Source organism: Shewanella sp. FJAT-52076, assembly GCF_019457455.1.
GTDB lineage: Bacteria > Pseudomonadota > Gammaproteobacteria > Enterobacterales > Shewanellaceae > Shewanella > Shewanella zhangzhouensis.
In genome coordinates this window covers 1,727,257-1,748,831 of record NZ_CP080415.1, presented here as the reverse complement: position 1 = coordinate 1,748,831, position 21,575 = coordinate 1,727,257, and the positions used below count along the sequence as shown (strand labels likewise).

At 56.1% G+C, this 21,575-nt stretch carries 17 protein-coding genes; 7 read left to right on the top strand and 10 right to left on the bottom strand.

Annotated features, from left to right (window positions below):
* Positions 1 to 5: 5 nt before the first annotated feature.
* From K0H79_RS07570 to K0H79_RS07545, 6 genes are all read left to right on the top strand, one after another.
* The gene (locus tag K0H79_RS07570) at positions 6 to 1,139 is read left to right on the top strand and encodes a DUF481 domain-containing protein (RefSeq protein WP_220077845.1); all 1,134 of its coding nucleotides are present in this window, start codon (positions 6 to 8) and stop codon (positions 1,137 to 1,139) included.
* A gap of 199 nt (positions 1,140 to 1,338) precedes the next feature.
* The gene (locus K0H79_RS07565) at positions 1,339 to 2,403 is read left to right on the top strand and encodes a DUF3083 family protein (RefSeq protein WP_220067471.1); all 1,065 of its coding nucleotides are present in this window, start codon (positions 1,339 to 1,341) and stop codon (positions 2,401 to 2,403) included.
* 217 nt (positions 2,404 to 2,620) lie between these two features.
* Positions 2,621 to 4,012, top strand: coding sequence for an aspartate aminotransferase family protein (locus K0H79_RS07560; RefSeq protein ID WP_220077844.1), 1,392 nt, complete (start codon positions 2,621 to 2,623; stop codon positions 4,010 to 4,012).
* Positions 4,013 to 4,149: 137 nt separating this feature from the next.
* Entirely contained in the window at positions 4,150 to 7,365 is a 3,216-nt protein-coding gene (locus tag K0H79_RS07555) for a YdbH domain-containing protein (protein ID WP_220077843.1), read from the top strand.
* Between the two features lie 41 nt (positions 7,366 to 7,406).
* A complete protein-coding gene (locus K0H79_RS07550) occupies positions 7,407 to 7,565 on the top strand; it encodes a YnbE family lipoprotein (RefSeq protein WP_083766438.1) in 159 nt (52 codons plus the stop codon).
* 12 nt (positions 7,566 to 7,577) lie between these two features.
* Positions 7,578 to 7,895 (top strand): YdbL family protein, encoded by a 318-nt coding sequence (locus K0H79_RS07545; RefSeq protein ID WP_220067468.1) that lies wholly within the window; start codon positions 7,578 to 7,580, stop codon positions 7,893 to 7,895.
* A gap of 140 nt (positions 7,896 to 8,035) precedes the next feature.
* Here K0H79_RS07545 and arsB read toward each other — a convergent pair whose 3' ends face one another.
* The 5 genes from arsB to K0H79_RS07520 all read right to left on the bottom strand — a co-directional run bounded on the left by arsB (position 8,036) and on the right by K0H79_RS07520 (position 15,215).
* The gene (gene arsB, locus K0H79_RS07540) at positions 8,036 to 9,112 is read right to left on the bottom strand and encodes an ACR3 family arsenite efflux transporter (protein ID WP_220077842.1); all 1,077 of its coding nucleotides are present in this window, start codon (positions 9,110 to 9,112) and stop codon (positions 8,036 to 8,038) included.
* 384 nt (positions 9,113 to 9,496) lie between these two features.
* Entirely contained in the window at positions 9,497 to 12,331 is a 2,835-nt protein-coding gene (locus tag K0H79_RS07535) for an ExeM/NucH family extracellular endonuclease (RefSeq protein WP_220077841.1), read from the bottom strand.
* 259 nt (positions 12,332 to 12,590) lie between these two features.
* Entirely contained in the window at positions 12,591 to 13,091 is a 501-nt protein-coding gene (locus K0H79_RS07530) for a GDYXXLXY domain-containing protein (RefSeq protein ID WP_220067465.1), read from the bottom strand.
* Entirely contained in the window at positions 13,088 to 14,134 is a 1,047-nt protein-coding gene (locus K0H79_RS07525; RefSeq protein ID WP_220077840.1) for a DUF4401 domain-containing protein, read from the bottom strand. The genes K0H79_RS07530 and K0H79_RS07525 overlap by 4 nt, the downstream gene beginning before the upstream one ends.
* Positions 14,124 to 15,215, bottom strand: a complete 1,092-nt coding sequence (locus K0H79_RS07520; RefSeq protein WP_220077839.1) for a DUF2157 domain-containing protein — start codon at positions 15,213 to 15,215, stop codon at positions 14,124 to 14,126. The genes K0H79_RS07525 and K0H79_RS07520 overlap by 11 nt, the downstream gene beginning before the upstream one ends.
* 194 nt (positions 15,216 to 15,409) lie before the next feature.
* Here K0H79_RS07520 and K0H79_RS07515 point away from each other — a divergent pair, with 194 nt between their 5' ends.
* On the top strand, positions 15,410 to 16,216 hold the full coding sequence (locus tag K0H79_RS07515; protein WP_220077838.1) for an ABC transporter substrate-binding protein: 807 nt from the start codon (positions 15,410 to 15,412) through the stop codon (positions 16,214 to 16,216).
* Here the strand turns inward: K0H79_RS07515 and K0H79_RS07510 are convergent.
* The 5 genes from K0H79_RS07510 to K0H79_RS07490 are packed head-to-tail and all read right to left on the bottom strand — an operon-like array spanning position 16,191 to position 21,486.
* Positions 16,191 to 17,444 (bottom strand): ABC transporter permease, encoded by a 1,254-nt coding sequence (locus K0H79_RS07510; protein ID WP_220067461.1) that lies wholly within the window; start codon positions 17,442 to 17,444, stop codon positions 16,191 to 16,193. The genes K0H79_RS07515 and K0H79_RS07510 overlap by 26 nt on opposite strands.
* Positions 17,441 to 18,643: an efflux RND transporter periplasmic adaptor subunit gene (locus K0H79_RS07505; protein ID WP_220077837.1), complete on the bottom strand. Its 1,203-nt coding sequence runs from the start codon at positions 18,641 to 18,643 to the stop codon at positions 17,441 to 17,443. The genes K0H79_RS07510 and K0H79_RS07505 overlap by 4 nt, the downstream gene beginning before the upstream one ends.
* Positions 18,640 to 19,824 (bottom strand): efflux RND transporter periplasmic adaptor subunit, encoded by a 1,185-nt coding sequence (locus K0H79_RS07500; protein ID WP_220077836.1) that lies wholly within the window; start codon positions 19,822 to 19,824, stop codon positions 18,640 to 18,642. The genes K0H79_RS07505 and K0H79_RS07500 overlap by 4 nt, the downstream gene beginning before the upstream one ends.
* Positions 19,821 to 20,801 carry an HlyD family secretion protein gene (locus tag K0H79_RS07495; RefSeq protein WP_220067458.1) on the bottom strand — a complete coding sequence of 327 codons (981 nt, stop codon included), beginning with the start codon at positions 20,799 to 20,801 and terminating at the stop codon, positions 19,821 to 19,823. The genes K0H79_RS07500 and K0H79_RS07495 overlap by 4 nt, the downstream gene beginning before the upstream one ends.
* Positions 20,794 to 21,486, bottom strand: coding sequence for an ABC transporter ATP-binding protein (locus tag K0H79_RS07490; RefSeq protein WP_220067457.1), 693 nt, complete (start codon positions 21,484 to 21,486; stop codon positions 20,794 to 20,796). Before K0H79_RS07490 ends, K0H79_RS07495 begins: the two co-directional genes overlap by 8 nt.
* Positions 21,487 to 21,575 lie beyond the last annotated feature (89 nt).

Here is a 21,575-nt window from a genome sequence, read left to right as displayed (position 1 = left end):
TCAAAGTGAAATCATCCCCAATCGGCATCAGCACGGCCCCGCAGGCCGCCAGTGTGCCCAAGGCCATCGCCAATCCCAATTTGGCCTGTCTGCTCGCCATTGCCACAATTTTTACGCTGCAAACGCCGCTGGCTCAGGCGGCGCCTCCGCCCTTTGAGGTTTCGGTCGACAGCCAATACGATTGGCTGCTTTTGTCTTCCAATGAATTGCTCAAAGGGGAAATCAAGCACCTCTACGACGACAGACTGGAGTTTGAAAGCGATAAACTCGACACCCTGATTATCGATTGGGAAGACATCAAGGCCCTGAAAAGTGCCGGTACCCTGTCGGTGGGCCTGGTGGACTTAAGCACACTCACCGGTCAGCTCGAAATCCGCAATCAATCGGCCTGGCTGGATGGTAAGCCCTTTGACCGCAGTCAAATCCTCACCATCATTCCCGGCGTACAGCGGGAAGCAAACTATTGGTCGGCCAAAGTATCCCTCGGAGCCAACCTGCGTTCGGGTAACACCAGTCAGGTGGATTACAGCGCCAGCGCTTCCATTAAGCGGCGCACAACCGAATCACGCCTGAACAGCGACTACATTGGCAAATATTCGAAAAGCGAAGGCGAAAACACAGTAAACAACCACAGGCTGGCCGGTAACTTCGACTGGTTTATCTCAAAGCGTTTTTACCTGCGCCCGGTATTTGTGGAGTATTACCGCGACCCGTTTCTCAATATCGACACCAAACTGACCCTGGGTGCCGGTGCGGGGTACGATCTTATCGACACATCCAAAACTGAGTGGACCATAGGCGGCGGTCCGGCCTACAGCTATACCCGCTTCGTTGAAGTGGGTGCCGGTGAGCCTGAAGATGAAAGCTCTGCGGCACTGGTATTGGATACCCGCTTCGAGCACGAGCTGACCGACGATATCGACTTCAATGCCCGCTACCAGATGCTCTATGGCAGCGAGGCCTCAGGGGGATATTCCCACCATGCACTCACCGGTTTTTCCATCGATTTAACCGATATCTTTGATTTGGATGTGTCCCTTGTCTGGGACAGAACCAACAAACCCAAGGCGGATAACGACGGCGCAGTCCCCAAGAGTAACGACTATCAGCTGATTATTGGGTTTGGCATCGATTTGTGAGAATCAGCTCACACATATGCCAAACAGCAACGAAATCCCGCTCACAACCGAGCTTGAGCACCCGCTTTTTAAGCGAAAACTCATGCACCGGGAATAAAGTGAACGAAAGTGTGTGCCGGAACAACATTTCTGCAGCAATTCCCCGGTAGGATCCGCTGCAAAGAAACCAGTCAATGGTTATTGTACCCAAGGAGTGACTATGTCTTTTAACCATCAGCAAAAAGTCTATCTGCCCACGGACGCCCGTACTAACCAGTACATTACGGCAGAAATCAAACTCACGGACGCCCTGCTGAACCAATATCCTGATGTCATGAGCTGCTATCAGGCGCTGGCAAAGCAGTTCTTCGAACTGGCCGAACGCCATGACTTGCGAAACGTTCATGTTATCGCCAACGATAAACTGCCTGTTGTTCGATTTCACACCGAGGCCTACTGTCTGGAAACTGATCAGCAGGTCATTTTCTTCTACAACCCCCGCTACCACGAAGCACAAAACCTGTTTGCCCGCGCCGATTACCGCACCCGCAAAATTCGTTTCCTGTTCCTGGCCGTGGGTGACGAGCTGCGCGCCAACTCCGCCAGCTTCCACACCCAGGTACAGGAGCTGCTCAAAGAGCTCGCGCCCCAGCTGGCTCTGGAGCAGCCCATTAAAATCCGCGACCACCAGCACCTGACCTACGATTTGTTCGCCCGCGCCAAGGGCAACAAGAAAACCTACGGTTACAAGCTGCGTGGGATCCCTCAGCGCTACAAGGCCCGCAAGTGCGAGCTGCCCGCGGATGTGAGCGCGCTGAGCTACGCCACTGTGACTCTGCCGCTGGGTCGCCGCCTCAAACAGCGCCTGGGTGGTGAGCATCCCAGCAACTACGGCGATATCTACGCCAAATTGCAGGACAGCTTCCAGAAGGCCGTACTGGATCATGGCTTTAAACGCGCTGCCATGGTCGCCAACGGTCTGCTGCCCTTGGTCAGAAACAGTAAGTTTGATCGCCTGGAATCCAATAAAGGCGTGCAGATGCTGGGCTTTGATCCCAACGCCAGCGAGCCCCAGTTTTTGGCTCACTGGCAGCCGGACAACCTGGTAGAAACCGCCTACTTTGTGATTGCAGCCGGCAGTGAAGATCACACAGATGCAGGGTTTGGCCGCTTTATGAATGAAGTGGAAGATGCACTGCGCCAGTTTGCCCGGGACATAGATCTCGATGGCGAACGTCAGGACCTGGTTATCCGCTTCCACCAACACATCAGCTACAAGCGTTGATGACATGTGTCACTGCCAAATAATCATCTGCTTTAGATGATTAAAAAGGAGCCTCCGGGCTCCTTTTTTGTTTCCTGTCAGTGTTGTTCTCCCATTCAGAATAAGCCAACGCCTTGGTGCCAACGTGCGCCATCACGCGGGGGCTATTGCCAAGCCCCTCTGGCAATGATAATAATCAACACCGCGTTCAATAAAACAAACAACAAGGAGCCATCACATGACCGCGAGCGGGATCAGTTCACATGCCGTAGAGACGTTTATGAGCCATGAGCGAAGCCACTTCATCGAGCGAAACCCCAAGTCCCGCAGTTTGGCCGAACGTGCTCAAAAATCTCTCTATGGCGGCGTGCCCATGCACTGGATGGCAGACTGGTCAACGCCCTTTCCACTGTTTGTTGAAAGCGCCAGCGGCGCCCGTTTCCGGGATGTGGATGGCCACGAATATGTGGATTTTTGCCTTGGTGACACCGGCAGCATGTTCGGCCACTCGCCCGCACCTGTGGCCTCTGCACTGGCGCGCCAGTCGACCAAGGGCCTCACCACCATGCTGCCCGGCGAAGATGCCATTGTGTGCGGCGAGATTTTAAGCGAGCGCTTTGGTCTGCCTTACTGGCAGGTGACCGCCACCGCTACCGACGCCAACCGCTATGTGGTGCGCTGGGCCCGGGCCATCACCCAAAAGCCGGTACTGCTGGTGTTTGACGGCTGTTACCACGGCACAGTTGATGATGTCATGGTGCGCACACAGGGTGACCAAACCGTGCATCGCCCGGGTTTGGTGGGCCAGGTGTATGACTTAAGTCAGTACAGCCGCGCTATTCCGTTCAATGACCTTGATGCGCTCGAGCAGGCGCTGAAGCAAGGGGATGTGTGCGCCCTCCTGTGCGAACCGGCCATGACCAACATAGGGATGGTGATGCCGGATGAAGGCTTTATGCAAAAGTGCCGTGAATTGACCCGTCAATACGGCGCCCTGTTTGTGGTTGATGAAACCCACACCATTTCCACCGACATAGGTGGCTGTACGCGTCTGTGGCAACTCGACCCTGACTTCTTCGTCATGGGCAAACCCGTCGCCGGCGGCGTGCCCTGCGGCGTATTCGGTTGCAGCGAGGCCATGAGTCAGGCCATGCAGGCAGCCAAAGCCAGAATCAATCAGCAGTCCCACGGCCATGGTCACAGCGGCATGGGCACCACACTGTCGGCCAATGCGCTCGCCATGCACTGCATGCGTGCCAATCTGGAAGAGGTGATGAATCAAAGCGCATACGACCATATGCTGCCATTGGCAAAACGCCTCGCTGCAGGCTTTCGCGATGTTATCGCGAAGCACAGGCTGCCCTGGTCTGTGACCGAGCTTGGCGCCCGCTGCGAATTTCAGTTCTGCCAGACACCGCCGCGCACCGGCGCCGAGGCCGAAGCCGCCTTCCACGATGAGCTGCAAATGGCATTGCATTTGTACTTTATCAACCGCGGCATTCTGATAACCCCGTTCCACAACATGACGCTGTGCTGCCCCCACACCAGCGTTGCCGATGTGGACAAGCTGGTCAGCACACTCGATGAAGCCCTGACCAGCCTCCTTGCCATCGAGGGAGCCAGGTTGTAAGCCTCTGGAGAACTGTGGAAGCCAAACTGTCACAGTTCTCCCACGTCTGTACTTTTACGGCTCAGTCTTTAGGCTGTAGCTACCGGGGCCCATCATGCTAAACTCGCGCCATAGATGGATTTTATGGTAACGGGACTTTGGCAAAACGCGCTGTTCGCCTACTTGGGATCTTGCTCCTGTGCTTGCTGCTGCTCATCACGGGCACAGCGACGTTGCTGTGGTATCAGGGCAAAGACTGGCTGACCTCTCTTGCCCGGCAGGAGCTGGCCAAGTCCGGCGTCACCCTCAACAGCCTCGCCTGGCGACTCGAGCCCCAGGGCATCACGCTGGAAAACCTCAATCTGGACATCGAAGACAGCCGCTTGCAGCTTGCCGGACTGCGCATTACCTTCGACATGCCCCTCACCGAGCTCACCCAGAAACTCATCACCGACTATTTTAATGGCGAACTGAGCCTTCCCCTGCCCCAAAGTATCGCGCTCGAGCACAGCTACGTATTTCTGGGCAGTCGCTCACTGATGGCCGCCGGCACCCATCAGGCCGACGACAGGCCCGCCATGGCGCTGAATTTGAACAAGCTGCCCCATATTGCACTGGGCCCTGTGGAGATAGACACCCAACAAGGTAAGCTGCTGCGACTGGACTATCTGTCACTCAGTGAAGACAGACGACTGTTCAGCCGGATCGCCAATCCGGATGGCCATAAAATACTGGATTTACAAGCAACACTGGGGAAAGACGCCTGGCAAACGGAGCTGGGGCTATCGCTGCCTGCCGCCCATGGGTTACTCAAACGACTGGCCGATACGGCCCTGCCCATCACACCGGACAACCCGCTGTTTGGTTTTTTGCAGCAGGTGCGTGTGCTTGAGACCCAACTTGGGCCCTCCCTCACCGGTGAGCTCGCAATCCAAAGCAGCCTCATTCTGAAAACGGCGGCGCTAAGGAGTGAGCTTACTCTTAAAGAGGCTGGCCTGACTCTGAATGCACTGGAGCAAGTCTATTTCAGCCTGAGCGACACCCAACTGACGGCAAATGTCGATGCAGGAATGGCCCGAGCCCAGTTAAGCCCGATGCGGATTAACACCACATTGAGCCATTCCCAGCGCCAGGCGCTGCTGGCAGCGTTTGGCCCGGAGCCTGACGCTGACTCGGCAAGGCTTCCGACAAACCCGGGCCCAGCGACAAACCCGGGCCCAGCGACCAATGCTGCAGACACTAAAGCCCCCCATGCCTGGCTGACAGGGCTCGACTCGGCGCTGCTTGAGGCAAATCCACTTAGCCTGAGCCTTGCTTTGCCAAAGGGCATTTCCGTCGCAAGCGGTGAGCCCCTGACCGCCGATATCATTGCCGATGCCAGCGCTGGCCCATGGCAGCTGGCAGTGGCCGCAACCCCCACAATCAATGGCGATTTACAGCAGCCGCTTAATGACCTGCAAAGCCCCGTTGAAATAAAACTTGCCCATAACGGCGAGCTGATTCTCAGCGACCTGTTATCCAGGCTCGGCCTGACACTGGTGTCAGATACAGCTCAGGCGACAGACACAGGCCATACGGTAAGCGTCAGCCTCGACAAGCCTCAATTGGCCCTGACGGCTCAATTAGCTTCACAGCTGGCTTCAAAACAAGCATCCCAGCCGATATCACAGAAAAGCGGTGGGGAGGCCACAGACGATAACGCAGGCAATTCGGGCAGCTCAAGCACGTCAACCCTCATTGGGCTTGGGCTTGAGCTTGATGCATTCAGGCTGGGCTTTGACAGCGGCGCACTGACTGCCCCACACGCAGAAAATCAGTACCAGTTAAATCTGGGTGAAAGCCTGTTTCATCTGAATAAAGGCCCTGCAAGCCACATCAGTGCGAGCTACCGTCCAGCCACAGCATCCCATCCGGGGTCCCTTGATGTGGCGCTGGGCGTGAAAGGCGCAGAGCCGCAAAGGACAGCGCTTGAATTGAGGTTGCGCGGCGTGTCCATCAGCCAACAACCCGCAACGCAGGCGGCTTTGGCGCAAGCACAAGCTCAGGCACCAGCGCAAGCTCAGGCCCTGACCAAACTCGACGTGGGTGACATCACCTTAAACTCCGCCGTACAAAAGCCCTGGGCATTCTCACTGCCACTGGACTCAGCGCCCACAAAGAGTGCGCTGCTCGAACCGCTGTTGTCAGCCGTGCCGGAACTCGCCTCAACGCTGAACCTCAGTGACATCAGGGCGCAGCGGCAGGTGCCACGCAGTGCCGGCAGCAAGCGCCTTAAAACCACCCGCGTCGATGTGGACTGGGTAGAACTTACGCAGCGGCTCACCGCTAAGCCGGGACAGATACAAACCCACGAGCAGTGGCAATTCGGTCAGCATCAGCCGATACGGCTGCAAAGCCAACACCGACTTGGCTTAACAGCAGGTGCAGTGCAAACGCTTAACGCCAGTTGGCAGGGCGATAACAGGCTTGGTAATTGGCGTGAGGCCCTAGCCGGCAGCCTGAATTTTTCAAGTGACGTCCCCCTCTCCGGCGATACCCACCTTAGCGCCGAGATTGCCTTGGATTTGGCCAAACACACCACAGATATTCGGCTGAAAACCGACTTATCAGAGCTTGAAGGCAGCGTGGGCAGCTATCCATTTCGGGGCGGCAACCTCAGTGCCACCTGCGGCCTGTTTCAGGACAAACGCCGTGACAGTGATTTTCGCCTGGGCTGCGACAACCTGAGCTGGTCCCTTGCCCATTTTCAGCCGGGTATCATTCTCAGCGACATCCGTGGTCAGGGTACACTTGCGCTGCAAAGTGCCGAGGATGGCACCTTATCCGAGTTTGATATCGACCTGACCAGCCGCGGCAAATTGCTGGAGGGCGAGTTTTTACTCCCCCTGTTCAAACTCAATCTCAAGCAACCCTCCCACGCCTATCTGGTACTCACAGGCCTTAGCCTCAAGGAGCTACTGGCGCTGCAGCCGGTAGAAGGTATCCGCGCCGATGGCATTTTTGATGGTGTACTGCCGGTGGATGTGCGAGAGCGCAAAGTCAGCGTCACCGGGGGCCGCATTGCCGCCCGCGCTCCGGGAGGATTGATAGAAGTCTCCAACAACCCGGCGGTGGATGAACTGGTGGCGTCACAGCCCCATCTGGCGCTGGTATTTGATGCCCTTAAGCATCTTGATTATTCGAGCCTTGCCGGCAGCTTCGACATGGTAGAGAGCGGCGATGCCCTCATCAGTGTCGAAGTAAAGGGTAAGAGTGAGGGCATTGAACGCCCTATACACTTGAATTACTCTCATGAAGAGAACTTACTGCAGCTTATCCGAAGCCTGACCATAAGCGAAAAGCTGCAAAGTCATATTGAACAGAGTGTTAACTGAGGGACTCGCCCGTGAAATTAGTCGCACCCGGCCTTATCGCCATGATGGCGCTACTGATAACAGCCTGCTCGCCGACGGTCAAAATTGAGCCGCCCGACAAGCCGATCGTTATTAATCTAAACGTGAAAATTGAACACGAAATCCGCATCAAGGTGGACAAGGAGCTTGATGCCCTGCTCGCCGACGACCAGCTGTTCTGACCGGAGAATGCGATGAAAAGATGGATACTGATGACAGCCGCCGCCCTGCTTTCTTTCAATGTGTTTGCCATGGATCTGCAGCAGGCCAAATCGGAAGGTTTTTTGGGTGAGCAGCAAAATGGCTACCTGGGCCTGGTAAAAGACAACCCGGACGCCCGTGCGCTGATGGACGAAGTGAACACCAAGCGCCGCGCCCACTACGAAAAAATTGCAGCCAAAAACAAGATTGCCACCTCAGATGTGGCCAAACTCGCCGCCGAAAAGGCCATCAAAGCAGCCGACAAGGGACACTTTATTCAGGACCCTTCGGGGAAGTGGATAAAGAAATAGTTTTTCGCCATTAGCACAAACAGCGTTTCACTACCTGACGGAGTACCCAAATCCCGGGTACTCCGTCATTGCTTATTATCCTTGAGGTATTGGTCAGTGGATCTGCGGCTCGGAGTGATTAAGCGTTGGCGCCATAGGCGTCAGGACGCACTCAGAGACTTGGCGTAATGCCGCTTGAAGCGAAGGGCCAGGTTAACCAGCAGGATAAGCACAGGTACCTCCACCAGCGGACCTATCACACCGGCAAACGCCTGTTCTGAACTCAAACCGAATACCGCAATCGAAACGGCAATGGCCAACTCAAAGTTATTTCCCGTGGCGGTAAAGGCTATGGAGGCGTTTTTATCGTAGGGAAGCCCAAGATTTTTACCAATAAAGAAGCTGGAGAAAAACATCAGCACAAAGTAGAGCACCAGAGGAAGGGCCACCCGCAGCACATCCATGGGCAGCTGAACTATCATTTCCCCCTTGAGACTGAACATCAGCACTATGGTTGCCAGGAGCGCTATCAGCGTGATGGGTGAAATAGCCGGGATAAAGCGTTCTGTGTACCACTGCTCGCCCTTCGCCCTAATCAAGTATTTACGGCTCAGGAAACCTGCAATAAAGGGAATACCCAGATAAATGAGCACGCTCTTGGCAATATCAAGCATGGTGATATCCACGGCAAACCCCTGCAGCCCAAACAGTGGGGGCAGGACTGTAATAAACAGCCACGCCATAAAGCTGTAAGTCAGAATTTGAAACGCGCTGTTTAAGGCCACCAGTCCTGCGCCATATTCCTTGCTGCCGCCGGCAAGGTCATTCCATACCAGCACCATGGCGATACAGCGGGCAAGGCCAATCAAAATCAGGCCGACCATATAACCCGGGTAGTCCCGTAAAAACAGCAGCGCTATGGCAAACATCAATATCGGACCAATCAACCAGTTCATCAGCAGCGACAGGGTGATGGCACGGCGATCCCTTGCCATGGTGCCCATGGTGGCATAGTTCACCTTCGCAAGTGGTGGATACATCATCAGGATAAGGCCAATCGCCAGTGGCACGTTGGTAGAGCCAACGGACATTGCCTCATTAAGCTGCGCAATACCGGGAAACAGATAGCCAAGTGCCACCCCCAAGGACATGGCGACAAAGATCCACAGGGTCAGATTGCGGTCGAGAAAACTCATCTTTTGGCTGACAGGCACATTTGGACAACTATTGGTGGTCATCGAAAGACTCCACAAAACTCAGATAATTCATAATATCAATGACATGGTAAACCAATCGACATCAGGGCCACCATCAAAAACGCATACCTACATAAGGCCAATGTACGCCCCAATACCCCGAAGAAAGCACGAATAAGTCGCAGATTTTCGTTTTTGTTCGACTCGCAAAACCATGAACAAAGCGCAGGATGAACCATCCCAGTCCATCATACCGCCATGAATACCCAGCTCCCTTGGGCGGAGGTGCCAGTGGGGTGAGCGGCAAACTCAAATAAAAAACCGGCGCATGGCGCCGGTTTTTTCTGCCCTTACTTTTCAAAGGGCCGAGCGGTAAACATCTCCTGCACAGCCAGTCAGTCAGAGTGCAGGCCGTTTGCTGTGTGCTTAAAAGCTTAAGCTGGTACTGTCGGTAGCCCCATAGTTGTCAGTCACTGTGAGGTTGACCTCAGTGGCACGGCCAGCGCGGCGCAGCACCACGGAGCTTGCGAAACGGACGCCGTCGTTAAACTGCCACAGCTGCTTGCGGATGCGACCATCGGTATCGTAGCTTGCTGAAACGAACATATGGAACAGACCAAAATCCAGATGTTCGATGGCAGCCACAGGCGCCTGGTTGTCGGCGTTTACGCCAACCCCTACCTGCTGTGTCACCGTGGTGCTGCCACCCAGATTGTCGGTCACGGTCAGGCTCACCTGATACACACCGCGCTTGGCAAACTTGTGCTCAACCGCATCCCCCATGGCCTCAGTACCATCACCAAAGTTCCAGTGAATGGCGACTATGTCACCATCGGCATCGGTGGCATTGGCCACGAACGCCGCCTTGCGACCACGCACCTCATAGCTGAAGTTGGCAACAGGCAGTTCATTGGCGCGTTCCAGCTGCAGTGAAATCACCACAGGGTCGTGATCCGATGAACGATAGGCATCCATGCTGTAGAGGGACTCCACCTGCCCTGCACTCTTGAACTCGACGTTGTAGTCAAGAACGCGTGGCTCGTCGGTGTTGATGTGCCATTCGGTCACATCCACCACCTTGTCCAGCAAGGCGGCGCTCGCCAGTGCATGGTCGAGCTGACCAGACTCACCGGAGAACACATAAGAGTAGGCCGCTTCTTTACCCAGATGAGCAAAGAGCTCGGTCAACCCGGCCTCATTCAATGCCGTCAGTGGGTTTTCCATGGCGTAGGAGTTAAGGTCGCCAATCACCAGCACAGGGGCGTCAGCAAACTCAGTGTCCAGGAACTCTCCCACGGCTTTGGCGGCGCGGGTACGGGTCAGGTTACAGTTGCCCTGGCCATCACCCAGATCCGGGTCATTTTCGGCCACACAGTCACTGCCCTTGGACTTGAAGTGGTTTACCGCAACCACCACAGACTCGTCAGTTTCCAGATGACGGAAGGCCTGAGCCAGCATGGGGCGGTTTTTCTGGTCGTTGAACAGTACCTTGCCTTCTTCATCCACAGCCGAGTTGCTGCTGTCGAGAATGGCGGCAGCGCCTTCTGGCGTCACCCGGTCAGCGCGATAGATGATACCCACGCTGATGGCATCTGTGCCTATGGCTGCCACACCCGGATTGATATAGCTGTAGCGACCCGCTTCGGTGGCAGCATTCAAACCGTTGACCAGATCGGCAATGGCCGACTCGCTGCCGAAGCCATCATTTTCGATTTCCATCAGGCCCAGTACATCGGCATCGATGGCCTTCATGGCACTGATGATTTTCGCGCGCTGGCGCTCAAATTCCACGGCAGTATTAGCACCGCGCGCTGTGGGGAAACCGCCGCCCAGGCCATCACCATTGAAGTAATTCAGCACGTTGAAGCTGGCGACCTTGAGGTTACCCGCATCCAGCGCCGGTGCATCGGTGCGCGGATTGCTGGCAACAAAGTTGACTGTATCCACAGGCATCAGGCGGTACACACCAAAACCATAGTGCATGACGGCAGTCAGGTTGGTCACGGTATCACCTACACGCACAGTGTTAGTGGCACTGAGGCCGGGCGCAGGGTAAATCACGGGATCAGGATTCTGGCTGGTGCGGCCATCGTCCAGCAAAATGCTGTCACGCTGGTTGGCGGCGGTGACGGCAACGGCATCGGCGCCGGGGGCAGCAACCTGAGTACCGATAAAGTGACGACTGCCACCCAACATGATTTCGCCGTAGCGGCCCAGGTTATAAACCTCATTCACCACCAGATTCTGGCTGAAATTAACCAGCATGCCTTCAAAGGCTTCAAGCTCGGTCACATCGGTTACCGGCAGGCTGAGGGCGGCAGCAGTTGGCAGCGGCTGAGCCGTGGCGCAAAGCGTCTTGTCGGTGAGGTTAGTCAGCTCGGTCAGGCCCTGATATTCCACCACCTTGGCTTTGACGCGAACCCGGTCGCCCACCTGATAGCCAGTAGGTGCGTTGCCGGTATACAGGAACACACCTTCGGAGGTTTGTGCATCGCTATCCTGCTCGGCGTCCGCCATTTGCAGGAACACGCCCTTGAGGCCTGCCTCCTGATTACTGACGACCAGGGCTTCCACTTCTACAATCTGGCCAACCAGAGGGCTGGCTGCATCTGCGCCCTGAATGCTGTGGATGGCAGTGGCGGACGTACCGCACACCAGGCCCTCTGCCGGTGGGTCAGTTGGGTCAGTGGGATCGGTTGGACCGCTGGAAAACTGGCCCAGGTTGGAGAAATCGTCCTGGTCAAACCCAATCCAGGTGCTTAAGGTCACAGCATCGAAGGGATCTGTGTCAGCAATCAGGTTGGCGGCATCACGGCGCAGAGTGTTGTCGGCAGTGGACAACAAACCGCTGCCCCACTGGCTGCCTGGATCCACACCAATCTGGCCCAGGCTGTCGATAACACTGCCAAGGTGTTCAAGCACTATGGCATCGTCACCGTTAAAGAAGCTGGCATTACTGGCAAGTTGGGTACGACTTAAAATGTCGGCGCTGGCATCGTTGTCGGCAACCACAAAGGTGGCGCCGGGGGCAAGGATACCGCTGAGAGCAATGTTGCTGCCTGCGGTGGTGTTGCCGTTAAAGTAGAACTTAAGCTGATATTGGCTCAGGTCTACCGCAGCCGCGGTTGGATTGTAGAGTTCAATGGCTTTGTTGTTACTGGAACCTTCGACATATTCGGAAATGACGAGGGTGTCGGCGGCAAAGACATTGGCAGAGACACCCGCCAACGCCAGAGCGACCAGGGACGCTTTGGTTTTCATGTGTTAACCCCTAAAAATTGTGGATGTGCTTTTTATATAATTATCCGCACAACATACTTTATCGTATTGATTTACCCAGACATTCTGCGAAAATCGGAACCGATTCTACATCAGAAATGTTACAGATGGGTGTCATATGTAAAGCAATTACCACTTTTGTATGGTTAACCTCAGAAAGTATCAAACCCGGCTAAGGACGGTGCGTTCCAGTAGCGTTCCAGACCCTGCTCCCATTACACAACCTGGCTAATTTTTATAGCTATAACACATTGAATTGCTCGTCCAGCAGGGCGCTGAGCAGCACTGTGCCATCATCGCCCAAGCGGAACTCACCGTACCTGGCGATATCGAAGCGCGCAGCACTGCCTTCTTCAAAAAACCAGGCGTTGCTGGCCAGCTTTATTTGTCCGTCCCGCAGCCGGAATTGTACGCGCTGCACATCGGCAGGCTTTGGCTCCCCTCGGTCAATGGCGACAAAGTGCGCCTGGGCATGCTCATCTAGGGTCACCCACACATAAGCATTCAGGCTGCCGGCACGCTCTTCCTCCGTCAGGGCGCCCAATATGGGCGTTTCGAGTGCATATGCGAGCGCCATATAGTCGCCCTGCATTAAAGATCTTGGATCGACAGGGGCCAGAGCAAACCGCACCACTGTGCCCTCGGCAAGCTGCCGCTCCTTTGAGGCAATGTCGACATTAATTACCGCCAACAACCCGAAAGTGGCGATGAGGGTTAACCAGAATGCGTGATGTCCTTTCATGATGCCTCCCTGCGAGAAAGAATAAATCCCACCGACAGTAACAAGATACCCAGCCCCATCAGCACGATGGATTTGTACAGGAGAGTCAGCGACAACTCATAGTAGTAAGCGCTGAAATAGAGGAGCGCCGCCATAGAGGCCAGTAGCACATAGAGCCGCTCCCGGCGAAGCCAACCAAAGAGCCACAGCACCATGGCAAGGGCCAGCCCGGAAAACTGGCTGAAAAGCAGCGTTAAACCCAGTGTGCCCAATATCATGCCCAACACCGGCACCTTGAGCTGCCGGAGTAAGGCGGCACAAAAGATGATGAACACCAGGTAACTCGCGGCCTTGGCGATGCTGAGCGCCCAACCGGCCTGCCCCGCGAGTGCCCAGCCAGTCCCCAGATACAGCAGCTGCTCATCCAGCACCAGGGGTAATGTGAGTACCAGCAGCACCATCCCATGGGATAATCGCCGCGCGAACGGGTGCAAACCCCAAAGGCGCAGGCGAATCCAGGGCTGCCAAAGGCCATTGACCAATCCCAGCCCCAGTATCAATACCGGTAACACCCACTGCGCGCACTTCACACTGTCGAAAGCCTGGGTCAGCAGCACCAGAGCACCAAATACCGACAGCTGCCCATCGGCGCCGTAACGGCAAAACCAGCCGTTCAGCGCCAGCAGGCAAGCACCGGACAACCAATACACAACACCTGGATCGTCAAAGTAATGGGCAAGCCCCCACAGGGTCGCGAGCATGGCGGCAAGGTTAATGGCAAAACCAAGCTGAGTGAGAAACTCCACTCCCTTGCTCTGGCTGTAAATGCCCCTGGCAATAACGGCGTAAATCAGCCCCACTACCAAGGCCATCTTGTCTTCAAACCGGGAAAACTCTTCCACCAGAACCACAGAAAACCCCAGAAAAAAGAAGGCGGCGACCCAACCGGACAAGCCGGTAAGCAGGGTTAACCACAGAGGTCCATGATGATGCTCGGGCAAGGTGTCCCGGGTTGTCAGGCCTTGCTCAACAAGCCCCTGCCAAAGCTTCGATTTATCCACCATGTTGCATCTCCTGCTGCTTGCCATCCCGAACCAGGCCCTTGAGATAAATAGCAAGGCCGCTGCTGCAACCAATCACATAGCAGCCCACCAGCAAAAAACTGCCCGCTGGCTCGCCTCCCTCAAACAGCAGCCTCGCCAGCAGCATGCTTGACTCGGCAATGATGGCAAAGCCCCAAATGCCCAGCGCCGTCACCCGCAGGCACCATCGCCGATACACAAGATACAGCAGTGGCACCAGGGCCAGCAGCGCGAAAAAGAGTGCCCCATGTTGCCAGCCAAGTCGGCTATCCAGGGTGTGATAGGCGCCAAACCAGGCTAAACCTGCCACGCCCGTCGTCAGCGCCAGGTTATTGGCAAAGGGCTGGGTAAATAGGTGCAACCTGCGTCTTTGCCCGACTTCAAGGAGCCCATGCAGGCCCAGGTTACAGACAGCAATAATGAGTATCGCCCAACCGAAGTCAGCCACTATGCCCCAGAGACTGCCAAGATCGGCAAAATGGAGCCACAGCGCCAGATTGCTCTGGGCCCAAAAGGCGCTCCAGAGCATATCGCTGCGATATGCGAGTGCGGGCAGCAAGGTAAATGCCGCCCAAATGGCAAAGAGCTGCCAGGGATCGGCGCCAGTTTGATATACCTGCCCCACCAGCGCCAACAAGGCGCCCACCAGCAGGTCCAGCAGCAGTAACAGGGCACCCGTAAGCCAATGAGAGACCTGTCTTCCCGGCGCTGACCGACTCACGGTATACAGACCCAGCACGGCGAATGCTATGGCCGCTTCCACCAGGGCAAATTTGGTAAAATGATGCAGATTCGCCCAATTGTAGGCAAAAAAGAAAATAATCCCGGCCCCCAGGGACAAGGCGCCCAGGTACAGCATCATGGTGTAAAGGGGCTTTAACCAGTGTTGTGGATACCGGGACTCACAGGCTTCCACGAGCGCGGGCAATTGAGATAGGGCGCCCTTGCGTAAATATCCACCATCGAGCCAATGTGCCAACTGAGCACGAACAGAGGGAGACGCCGGCAAGAGTGGCGGCTCCATAGGACTGGGTTTATCGGGTGGCGCTGCGTTTCCCTGCATACTTGCTCCTGGTTGATTTTCTTCATAAGGCTCATCCCTGCCTGCTACTCATCCGTGCCTAATGCAGAGCGCTTAAAGGGACCTGCCTCGATGAATTTTACCGTCAATCACACGTCAAAGGTCTATTTTAAACTTGAGTGTGCTCGGGTTATGCTTGCCCGTAGCTGAACCATTGTCTCAGGGCCTGTGAATTCATGACTCTCTTTCGCCGCTGCGTGACCCTATTGCTGCTGACACTCAGCTGTGCCATCACGGCCAGTGCCTGGGCCACGCCTAAAACCGTCACCGTTGGCGGCTACTCGTTTCCACCCTATGTGGTTGAAAAGCAAGGCGACTACTCTGGATTGGTGCCGGAGCTTATCGACACCCTGAACAGGCTTCAGGGGGACTATGAATTCGTTTTCGTCCCCACCAGCATTGAGCGGCGATATGAAGCGTTTGAGCGCCGCCGCTTCGATGTCATTCTGTTTGAAAGCCCCGATTGGGGCTGGCAACAGATCCCAAAGGCGGTACTGCCTCTGGGGATCCTGGACAGTGAGGTGTTTGTGGGCCGAAGCCCCGAGGCCAACAGCGAGGGCTTCTTTACCGATTTGGCCCAGCGGCGGCTGCTTCTGGTGCGCGGGTATCATTACCGCTTTGCCGGATTCAACTCCGACGAACACTTTTTAAGGACTCAATTTCTGGCGGAGCTGGTGCCCGACACTCGCGCTGCTGTTGAGGGTTTGCTGCTGGGGCGGGCCGATGTAGCCCCCATCAGCCAGGCCTATATCAGTTATTTTCAGCGCAGCTTCCCGGACAAAGCGCAAAAACTGGTGGTGTCGACCATAGTGGACCAGCAGTACAAACACACCGCCCTGATACACCCACAGAGCCCGCTGGATTTAAACAATCTGCAGGCCTTGTTTGGGCTGCTGGAGAGTTCCGGTGAACTCGCCCGGCTATTGAGCGAGTATCGCCTGTCCCGCGAGGCCCTCGTCAGTCACGCTGGAGTGCCACAATAGGGTCGAGCCTGGCGGCCTTTTTGGCTGGATACAGGCCAAAGCCTATCCCCACAGCCATACACACCAAGAGTGACAAAAGAATGGCGAACACCGACCAGGCCACTGGCCAACCGGCCGCCGCCGAAATTACCAGCGCCAGCAATAATCCCACACCAATACCAATCAGGCCTCCGGTGGCCGAAATCACCATGCTTTCTATCAAAAACTGTCTGGCGATGTCCTTTTGAGTGGCGCCAAGCGCCCGCAGCAAACCGATTTCGGAGGTGCGCTCCAGTATGGTGGCCAGCATGATATTCATGATCCCTATACCGCCCACCAGCAGCGAAATTCCCGCCACACAGGCCATGACAATATTGAAAATTTGCTGGGTCCGCTGATGCTGAGCGAGCAGATCGGCGGGCACCACTATGTCGTAGTCCTGCTCATTGCCATGACGACGGGATAACAGATGATCCACGCTTTGCGCAGCAAGTGAGGGGTCAATTCCCTCTTTCAGGGCAAATTTGATGGTATCCAGCTCGTCTTCAAGGGGCTTGAACTGCATTTTTTTCAGCGCAGTCGCCAGCGGAATAAACACCTGATTACGCTCGCCGCCTACCTTGACACCTTCGATGGCCGACTTGCCCTTTTCGCCTTCATCAAGCACCCCAACCACGGTAAACCATTGATGGTTGATTTTGATGCGCTGACCAACGGCGTCCCCCCGGGGGAACAGGCTGCGTGCCGCTTCAGGCCCCAGTACCGCCAACTGCCTGAAGTGCTGTTCATCTTCTGCGCTGAGGAGTCGGCCCTCGGCTAGCTTCAGGGCGCTCAAATCAAAATAGCTGGGGGTTACGCCCTGCACCAGCGCGTCACTTCGGCCCTGCACACTGAAAAGCCCAAACACCTTGACCTGCTTACCGGCGCTGTAGGCCTCGATAAAAGGCAGGGTTTCCATGGCACTCTCGATGTCGCGCACACTCAGGCCGATGCTGTGTTCGCGGACGGTTTTCAGGGCTTCCCCTTCCGATTGGCGTGCATTGACCACCAGGTTTTTAATCCCCATGGACTCAATCATTTTCAGGGCTTCGCGCTCGGCGCCCTCGCCCACGCTGAGCATGGCAATCACCGCCCCTACCCCAAAAATCATCCCCAGTAGCGTCAGGGCCGTGCGTAATTTGTGGTGCAGCATCTCACCCAGGGCTTGCACCACGCCCGCCCGATATTGACGAAAAGTATCCTGCATCATGCCTGTGCTCTCCTGCGCGGTACTGTCAGGGCGACCACATCCCCTTCTTTCAGGCCTTCAAGGATCACGGTTCGGTTCAGGCTGCGACTGCCGGGGGTAACCGTTTGTTCGATAAATCCGTCCGCTGATTTGACATACACCCAGTAGCGGCCTTCACGCTGAAAAATGGCCTGATTGGGCACGGCCAGCACCTGGTCTTCACTCAGCGCCGACACCCTTGCCTGCACCTGACGGCCGGGCAACATGATTTGGGTGTCGGTGTTATCCAGGGTGACCGTAAATTCAAAGTAATTAACCGGGCTGTCCCTGTCTTTGGGCTTGGCGAGAGCATCCACCTGGGTCACCTTGCCGGTAAAGGGCTTATCGGGGTACGCATCCAGTGTCAGCACCACGGGCTTGTCTACGGCAAGTCCCACCGCCTCGGACTCGAGCACCCAGAGCTTTGCCTGCATCACAGAGGTGTCCGGCAAGGTGCCCAGCGGGATCCCCGACCACACCATGTCACCGGCCATGGGCAAGGCGCCGCTCCAGCCGGGCTGCATGACAAACAGGCCGTCGTGGGGCGCCGTAATTTCCATCTGGGACAGGTTGTTTTGGTAGGTGGCGATTTTTGCCTGAATTCCTTTTTGCTTCAATCGGATAAGGTCAAGCTCGGCGGTTGCCTGGGCATCATGACTGCCCTTACCCCAATCGAAATACCCCAAACGCGCCTGCAGATAATCCTTGTTGCGCATCTGATCTATGATGTCGATTTTGGTGTATACCCGCTCATCGTCGGTGAAAAAGCGCTCCGACAGGCTGAGCTCTTCTTCGGTTACATCCCTGCCTATCACCAGCTCCTGGGCCGTGGTGAGATTTTTTTCGGCCTGAATGTCACCATCCAGTGCCAGCTTGTTGAAATCGTATTTTTCAAGCTCAAGCTCCAGCGTCTCGCGGCGGCCATCGAGCCTGGCCACCACATCCCCGGCCTTCACCTCAGAAAAATTGTCCAGGATCCAGGCAAGGGACTGGGGACCTCTAAGCCCGCCCGGCACAGACACTGGCGTGGCGCTTTTGGCCTCTAGCTCGCCACGGGCAGGTATTTCTACCTTGAAATCGCTGCGGCTTACTTTCATGGTGAGAACCGCTGTTTCCGTGGATTCCTGACAGCCCAGCAGCAGCGCCATTGGCAGCAGTGGTAATAACAGTAGCCGTTTCATTTCAGTATCACCTCATCCCCCACAGCCAAGCCGGAAAGCACTACCACCCGGTCGCGCCCTGAGTCGCCCAGTGCCACATATTGGCGACTGTCACCAAAGAGTCCCGATTGCCACACAAAGGGACGTCCTTCTTCGTAATGCACCGCCTCCAAAGGCAACAGCAGTGCAGGCTTTTCCTGTACCACATCGATATTGATTTTCGCGGTCATCCCCGGACGCATCAGCTCCTTGTCCACCTCATCAAAGCGGGCCACGGCGTCAAACACCACCAGCGGGATATCGTCATTTTTACTGCGAAACACGGCGCCGGTTTCCGACAAGGTGCCGTGAAACACTCGCTCAGGGTTGGCATCCAATCGAATCTTGACCCTGAGGCCCGCTCGCACCCGGTTGGCCTCTACTTCGGGTATGGCCATGGCTACCTGCATCCGGTCCAGATCCGGCATGGAAAACACCGCGTCCCCGGCAAACACCGATTGGCCTTCCTTGATTTTGTTGCCCTGGGGGTCAGTGCCATACACCACCATGCCATCGCGGGGCGCTTTGAGGCTCATGGCGGCGATGCCCTGCTTGAGGGCCGCCACCTCGGCCGCAAACTTTTGCCTGTCGCCATCGAGCATGGCCATGCGGCCCTTGATGCTTTCCTGCTCCAGGGTGAATTTACGCTCGATAAGGGCCACTTTCTCGGTGGCGATAATGGCATCGCGCTGGTACTTTTCTTTGTCGATGGCCGCCACAGTTTCGTCTGACAGTTCAAACTTGCGCAGCGCCTTTTCTTCTTCCATCCTGGCTTCGGCAAGCTCGAGTTTAAGCTCCTCAAGCTTTTTGGCGTTTCTCAGGCGCGAGGTTTCTATGTCCTGCACAGTCGCCTCAAGCTCGGCACTTTTTACCTGCAGCCGTTGATTCAGCTCCGAGGTATCAAGCCTTGCCACCACTGAGCCCTGTTTCACTTCCTTGCCCTCGGGGGCGAGGCTCTTGACCTGATACTGCCACACCCGGCGCATGGCCGGCGGCATCATCGACAGGGTGTCGGCAGAGGTTAATACCCCTGTCACCTCAACCTGCTGCACCAGTTGCCCTTCGGCGACGGCGACAGTCGCACTGTCGCCGCAGCCCCCCAGAAGCGCAGCACCAATGCACAGTGACACCGCCTTCAATCCGGTTTGCATCCGCTTGCTCATGGCTGCACCTCCACCATCACGCTCATTCCAGGCGACAGCTCAAGCCCTGCGGCATCACTCAAGGCCACTTCGACTCGGAACCATTTGCTTTGCCCCCAGGCGCTCTTGGTCACCGCCTGACGTCCAATACTGGCCACCTTGCCCTGCACCTGCAGGCCGGGCTTGGCATCCAGCGACAGGCATACCGGCTGACCCAGGCGAATTTTATCCACATCAACTTCGTTGGCCCATGCCGAGGCCTCAAGACCATCCAGCGCGGGAATGCTGGCAATCTGGCGACCAAACTGCACCGTGTCACCGGCCTGGTATTTCTTTTCGTTCCAGTCGCGGCCAATGATCACAGGCCCCGCGATGTCGGCCTTAAGCTCAAGCGCATCCAGCGCCGAGAGTGCGGCGCCGAGCTCGACTTCGGCCTTGCGCTTTTCTATGGCCAATTGCTCAAGGCTGGACTTGCGCTTTTCAACGGCTTCTTTCAGCGCCTGATTGGCCTTCTCCAGCTCGGTATTGGCCTGCATCAGTTTGAACTGGTTATCGGCATATTCCTTGGCAGCAATATATTCGGCGGGAATAGAGGCATCGAGGCGGGCTTTTTCCACCGCCAGGGTGGCACGGCGCACCTCAAACTGGGCAGAGAGCAAGGCCGATTCAAGATCTATTCCCTGACTTTGTTCCTGGGCTTTTACCCGAAGCAGACTGGCTTCGAGCTGCTCTATCTGATTGGCAATCTGGCTCTTGTCGAAAATCACTATGGTGTCCCCCACGCTGGCAAGTTTGCCTTCGGGAAACAGCCACTGAATTTGATGGCGCCAGGAGTCGCCGGCTTTGGGCACGGCAAAGGGCTGTGACTTGGCTGAACTGATGCTGCCGGTGAGCAGCAGGCTTTGATCACCGCCGCCGCACTGGGCCTGTGCCCCGGCGACAGGGCTGAAAAAGGGTAACAAGGCCAGGGCAAAAACGAATGGCTTGGGATTAACCATTGCTCACCTCCCGGTTTTTTTGCTTGTCCTGTTGCACCACACCATCGCGCATGCGGATGATCCGCCCGGCGCACTCGGCCACTTCTTCTTCGTGGGTCACCAGCACTATGGTTTGGCCGCTTTGATGCAGCTCATCGAACAGCGCCATGATTTCCACCGAGGTTTTGGAATCCAGCGCCCCCGTAGGTTCATCGGCAAGCAGCAAGGTGGGGCGATTGACCAGCGCCCTTGCAATGGCCACCCGCTGACGTTGACCGCCGGAGAGCTGATTGGGGCGATGGTCTAGCCGCTGCCCCAAACCCACCCGCTCCAGGAGTTCGATGGCGTGTTGCCTGTCGCCCCGGGGCGTTTCGGAAAACCGCAGCGGCAAGAGCACATTGTCCAGCGCAGATAGGCGGGGAAGCAGATGAAAACTTTGAAAAACAAAGCCAATTTCACGATTGCGCACCGCAGAAAGCGCATCGTCCGACAAGCCGCCCACGGCACTGCCATTAAGCAGATAATTACCTGACGTGGGCCGGTCGAGACAGCCGATGATGTTCATGAGTGTGGATTTGCCAGAGCCTGAGGGGCCCATGATGGCAACAAATTCGTTTTGGCGGATATGAATGTCGACGCCCCGGAGAGCCTGAACTTCGGCGTCCCCCATCCTGAAGGACTTGGTCAATGCCTGTAGCGATATCATGACGGTTTGCTCTTACGTCCTATCCTGGACGTTTAAGTGATGGTATTCGATTTAGTGCCCCTGTTTTCTAATAAATTCACCTGCTTTGC

What these genes read in the sequence shown, in the direction of transcription:
- K0H79_RS07565 (WP_220067471.1), top strand. Translation starts at nt 1,339, where the DNA reads ATGTCTTTTAACCATCAGCAAAAAGTCTATCTGCCCACGGACGCCCGT.
- K0H79_RS07560 (WP_220077844.1), top strand. Translation starts at nt 2,621, where the DNA reads ATGACCGCGAGCGGGATCAGTTCACATGCCGTAGAGACGTTTATGAGC.
- K0H79_RS07550 (WP_083766438.1), top strand. Translation starts at nt 7,407, where the DNA reads ATGATGGCGCTACTGATAACAGCCTGCTCGCCGACGGTCAAAATTGAG.
- K0H79_RS07545 (WP_220067468.1), top strand. Translation starts at nt 7,578, where the DNA reads ATGAAAAGATGGATACTGATGACAGCCGCCGCCCTGCTTTCTTTCAAT.
- arsB (WP_220077842.1), bottom strand. Translation starts at nt 9,112, where the DNA reads ATGACCACCAATAGTTGTCCAAATGTGCCTGTCAGCCAAAAGATGAGT.
- K0H79_RS07535 (WP_220077841.1), bottom strand. Translation starts at nt 12,331, where the DNA reads ATGAAAACCAAAGCGTCCCTGGTCGCTCTGGCGTTGGCGGGTGTCTCT.
- K0H79_RS07530 (WP_220067465.1), bottom strand. Translation starts at nt 13,091, where the DNA reads ATGAAAGGACATCACGCATTCTGGTTAACCCTCATCGCCACTTTCGGG.
- K0H79_RS07525 (WP_220077840.1), bottom strand. Translation starts at nt 14,134, where the DNA reads ATGGTGGATAAATCGAAGCTTTGGCAGGGGCTTGTTGAGCAAGGCCTG.
- K0H79_RS07520 (WP_220077839.1), bottom strand. Translation starts at nt 15,215, where the DNA reads ATGCAGGGAAACGCAGCGCCACCCGATAAACCCAGTCCTATGGAGCCG.
- K0H79_RS07515 (WP_220077838.1), top strand. Translation starts at nt 15,410, where the DNA reads ATGACTCTCTTTCGCCGCTGCGTGACCCTATTGCTGCTGACACTCAGC.
- K0H79_RS07510 (WP_220067461.1), bottom strand. Translation starts at nt 17,444, where the DNA reads ATGATGCAGGATACTTTTCGTCAATATCGGGCGGGCGTGGTGCAAGCC.
- K0H79_RS07505 (WP_220077837.1), bottom strand. Translation starts at nt 18,643, where the DNA reads ATGAAACGGCTACTGTTATTACCACTGCTGCCAATGGCGCTGCTGCTG.
- K0H79_RS07500 (WP_220077836.1), bottom strand. Translation starts at nt 19,824, where the DNA reads ATGAGCAAGCGGATGCAAACCGGATTGAAGGCGGTGTCACTGTGCATT.
- K0H79_RS07495 (WP_220067458.1), bottom strand. Translation starts at nt 20,801, where the DNA reads ATGGTTAATCCCAAGCCATTCGTTTTTGCCCTGGCCTTGTTACCCTTT.
- K0H79_RS07490 (WP_220067457.1), bottom strand. Translation starts at nt 21,486, where the DNA reads ATGATATCGCTACAGGCATTGACCAAGTCCTTCAGGATGGGGGACGCC.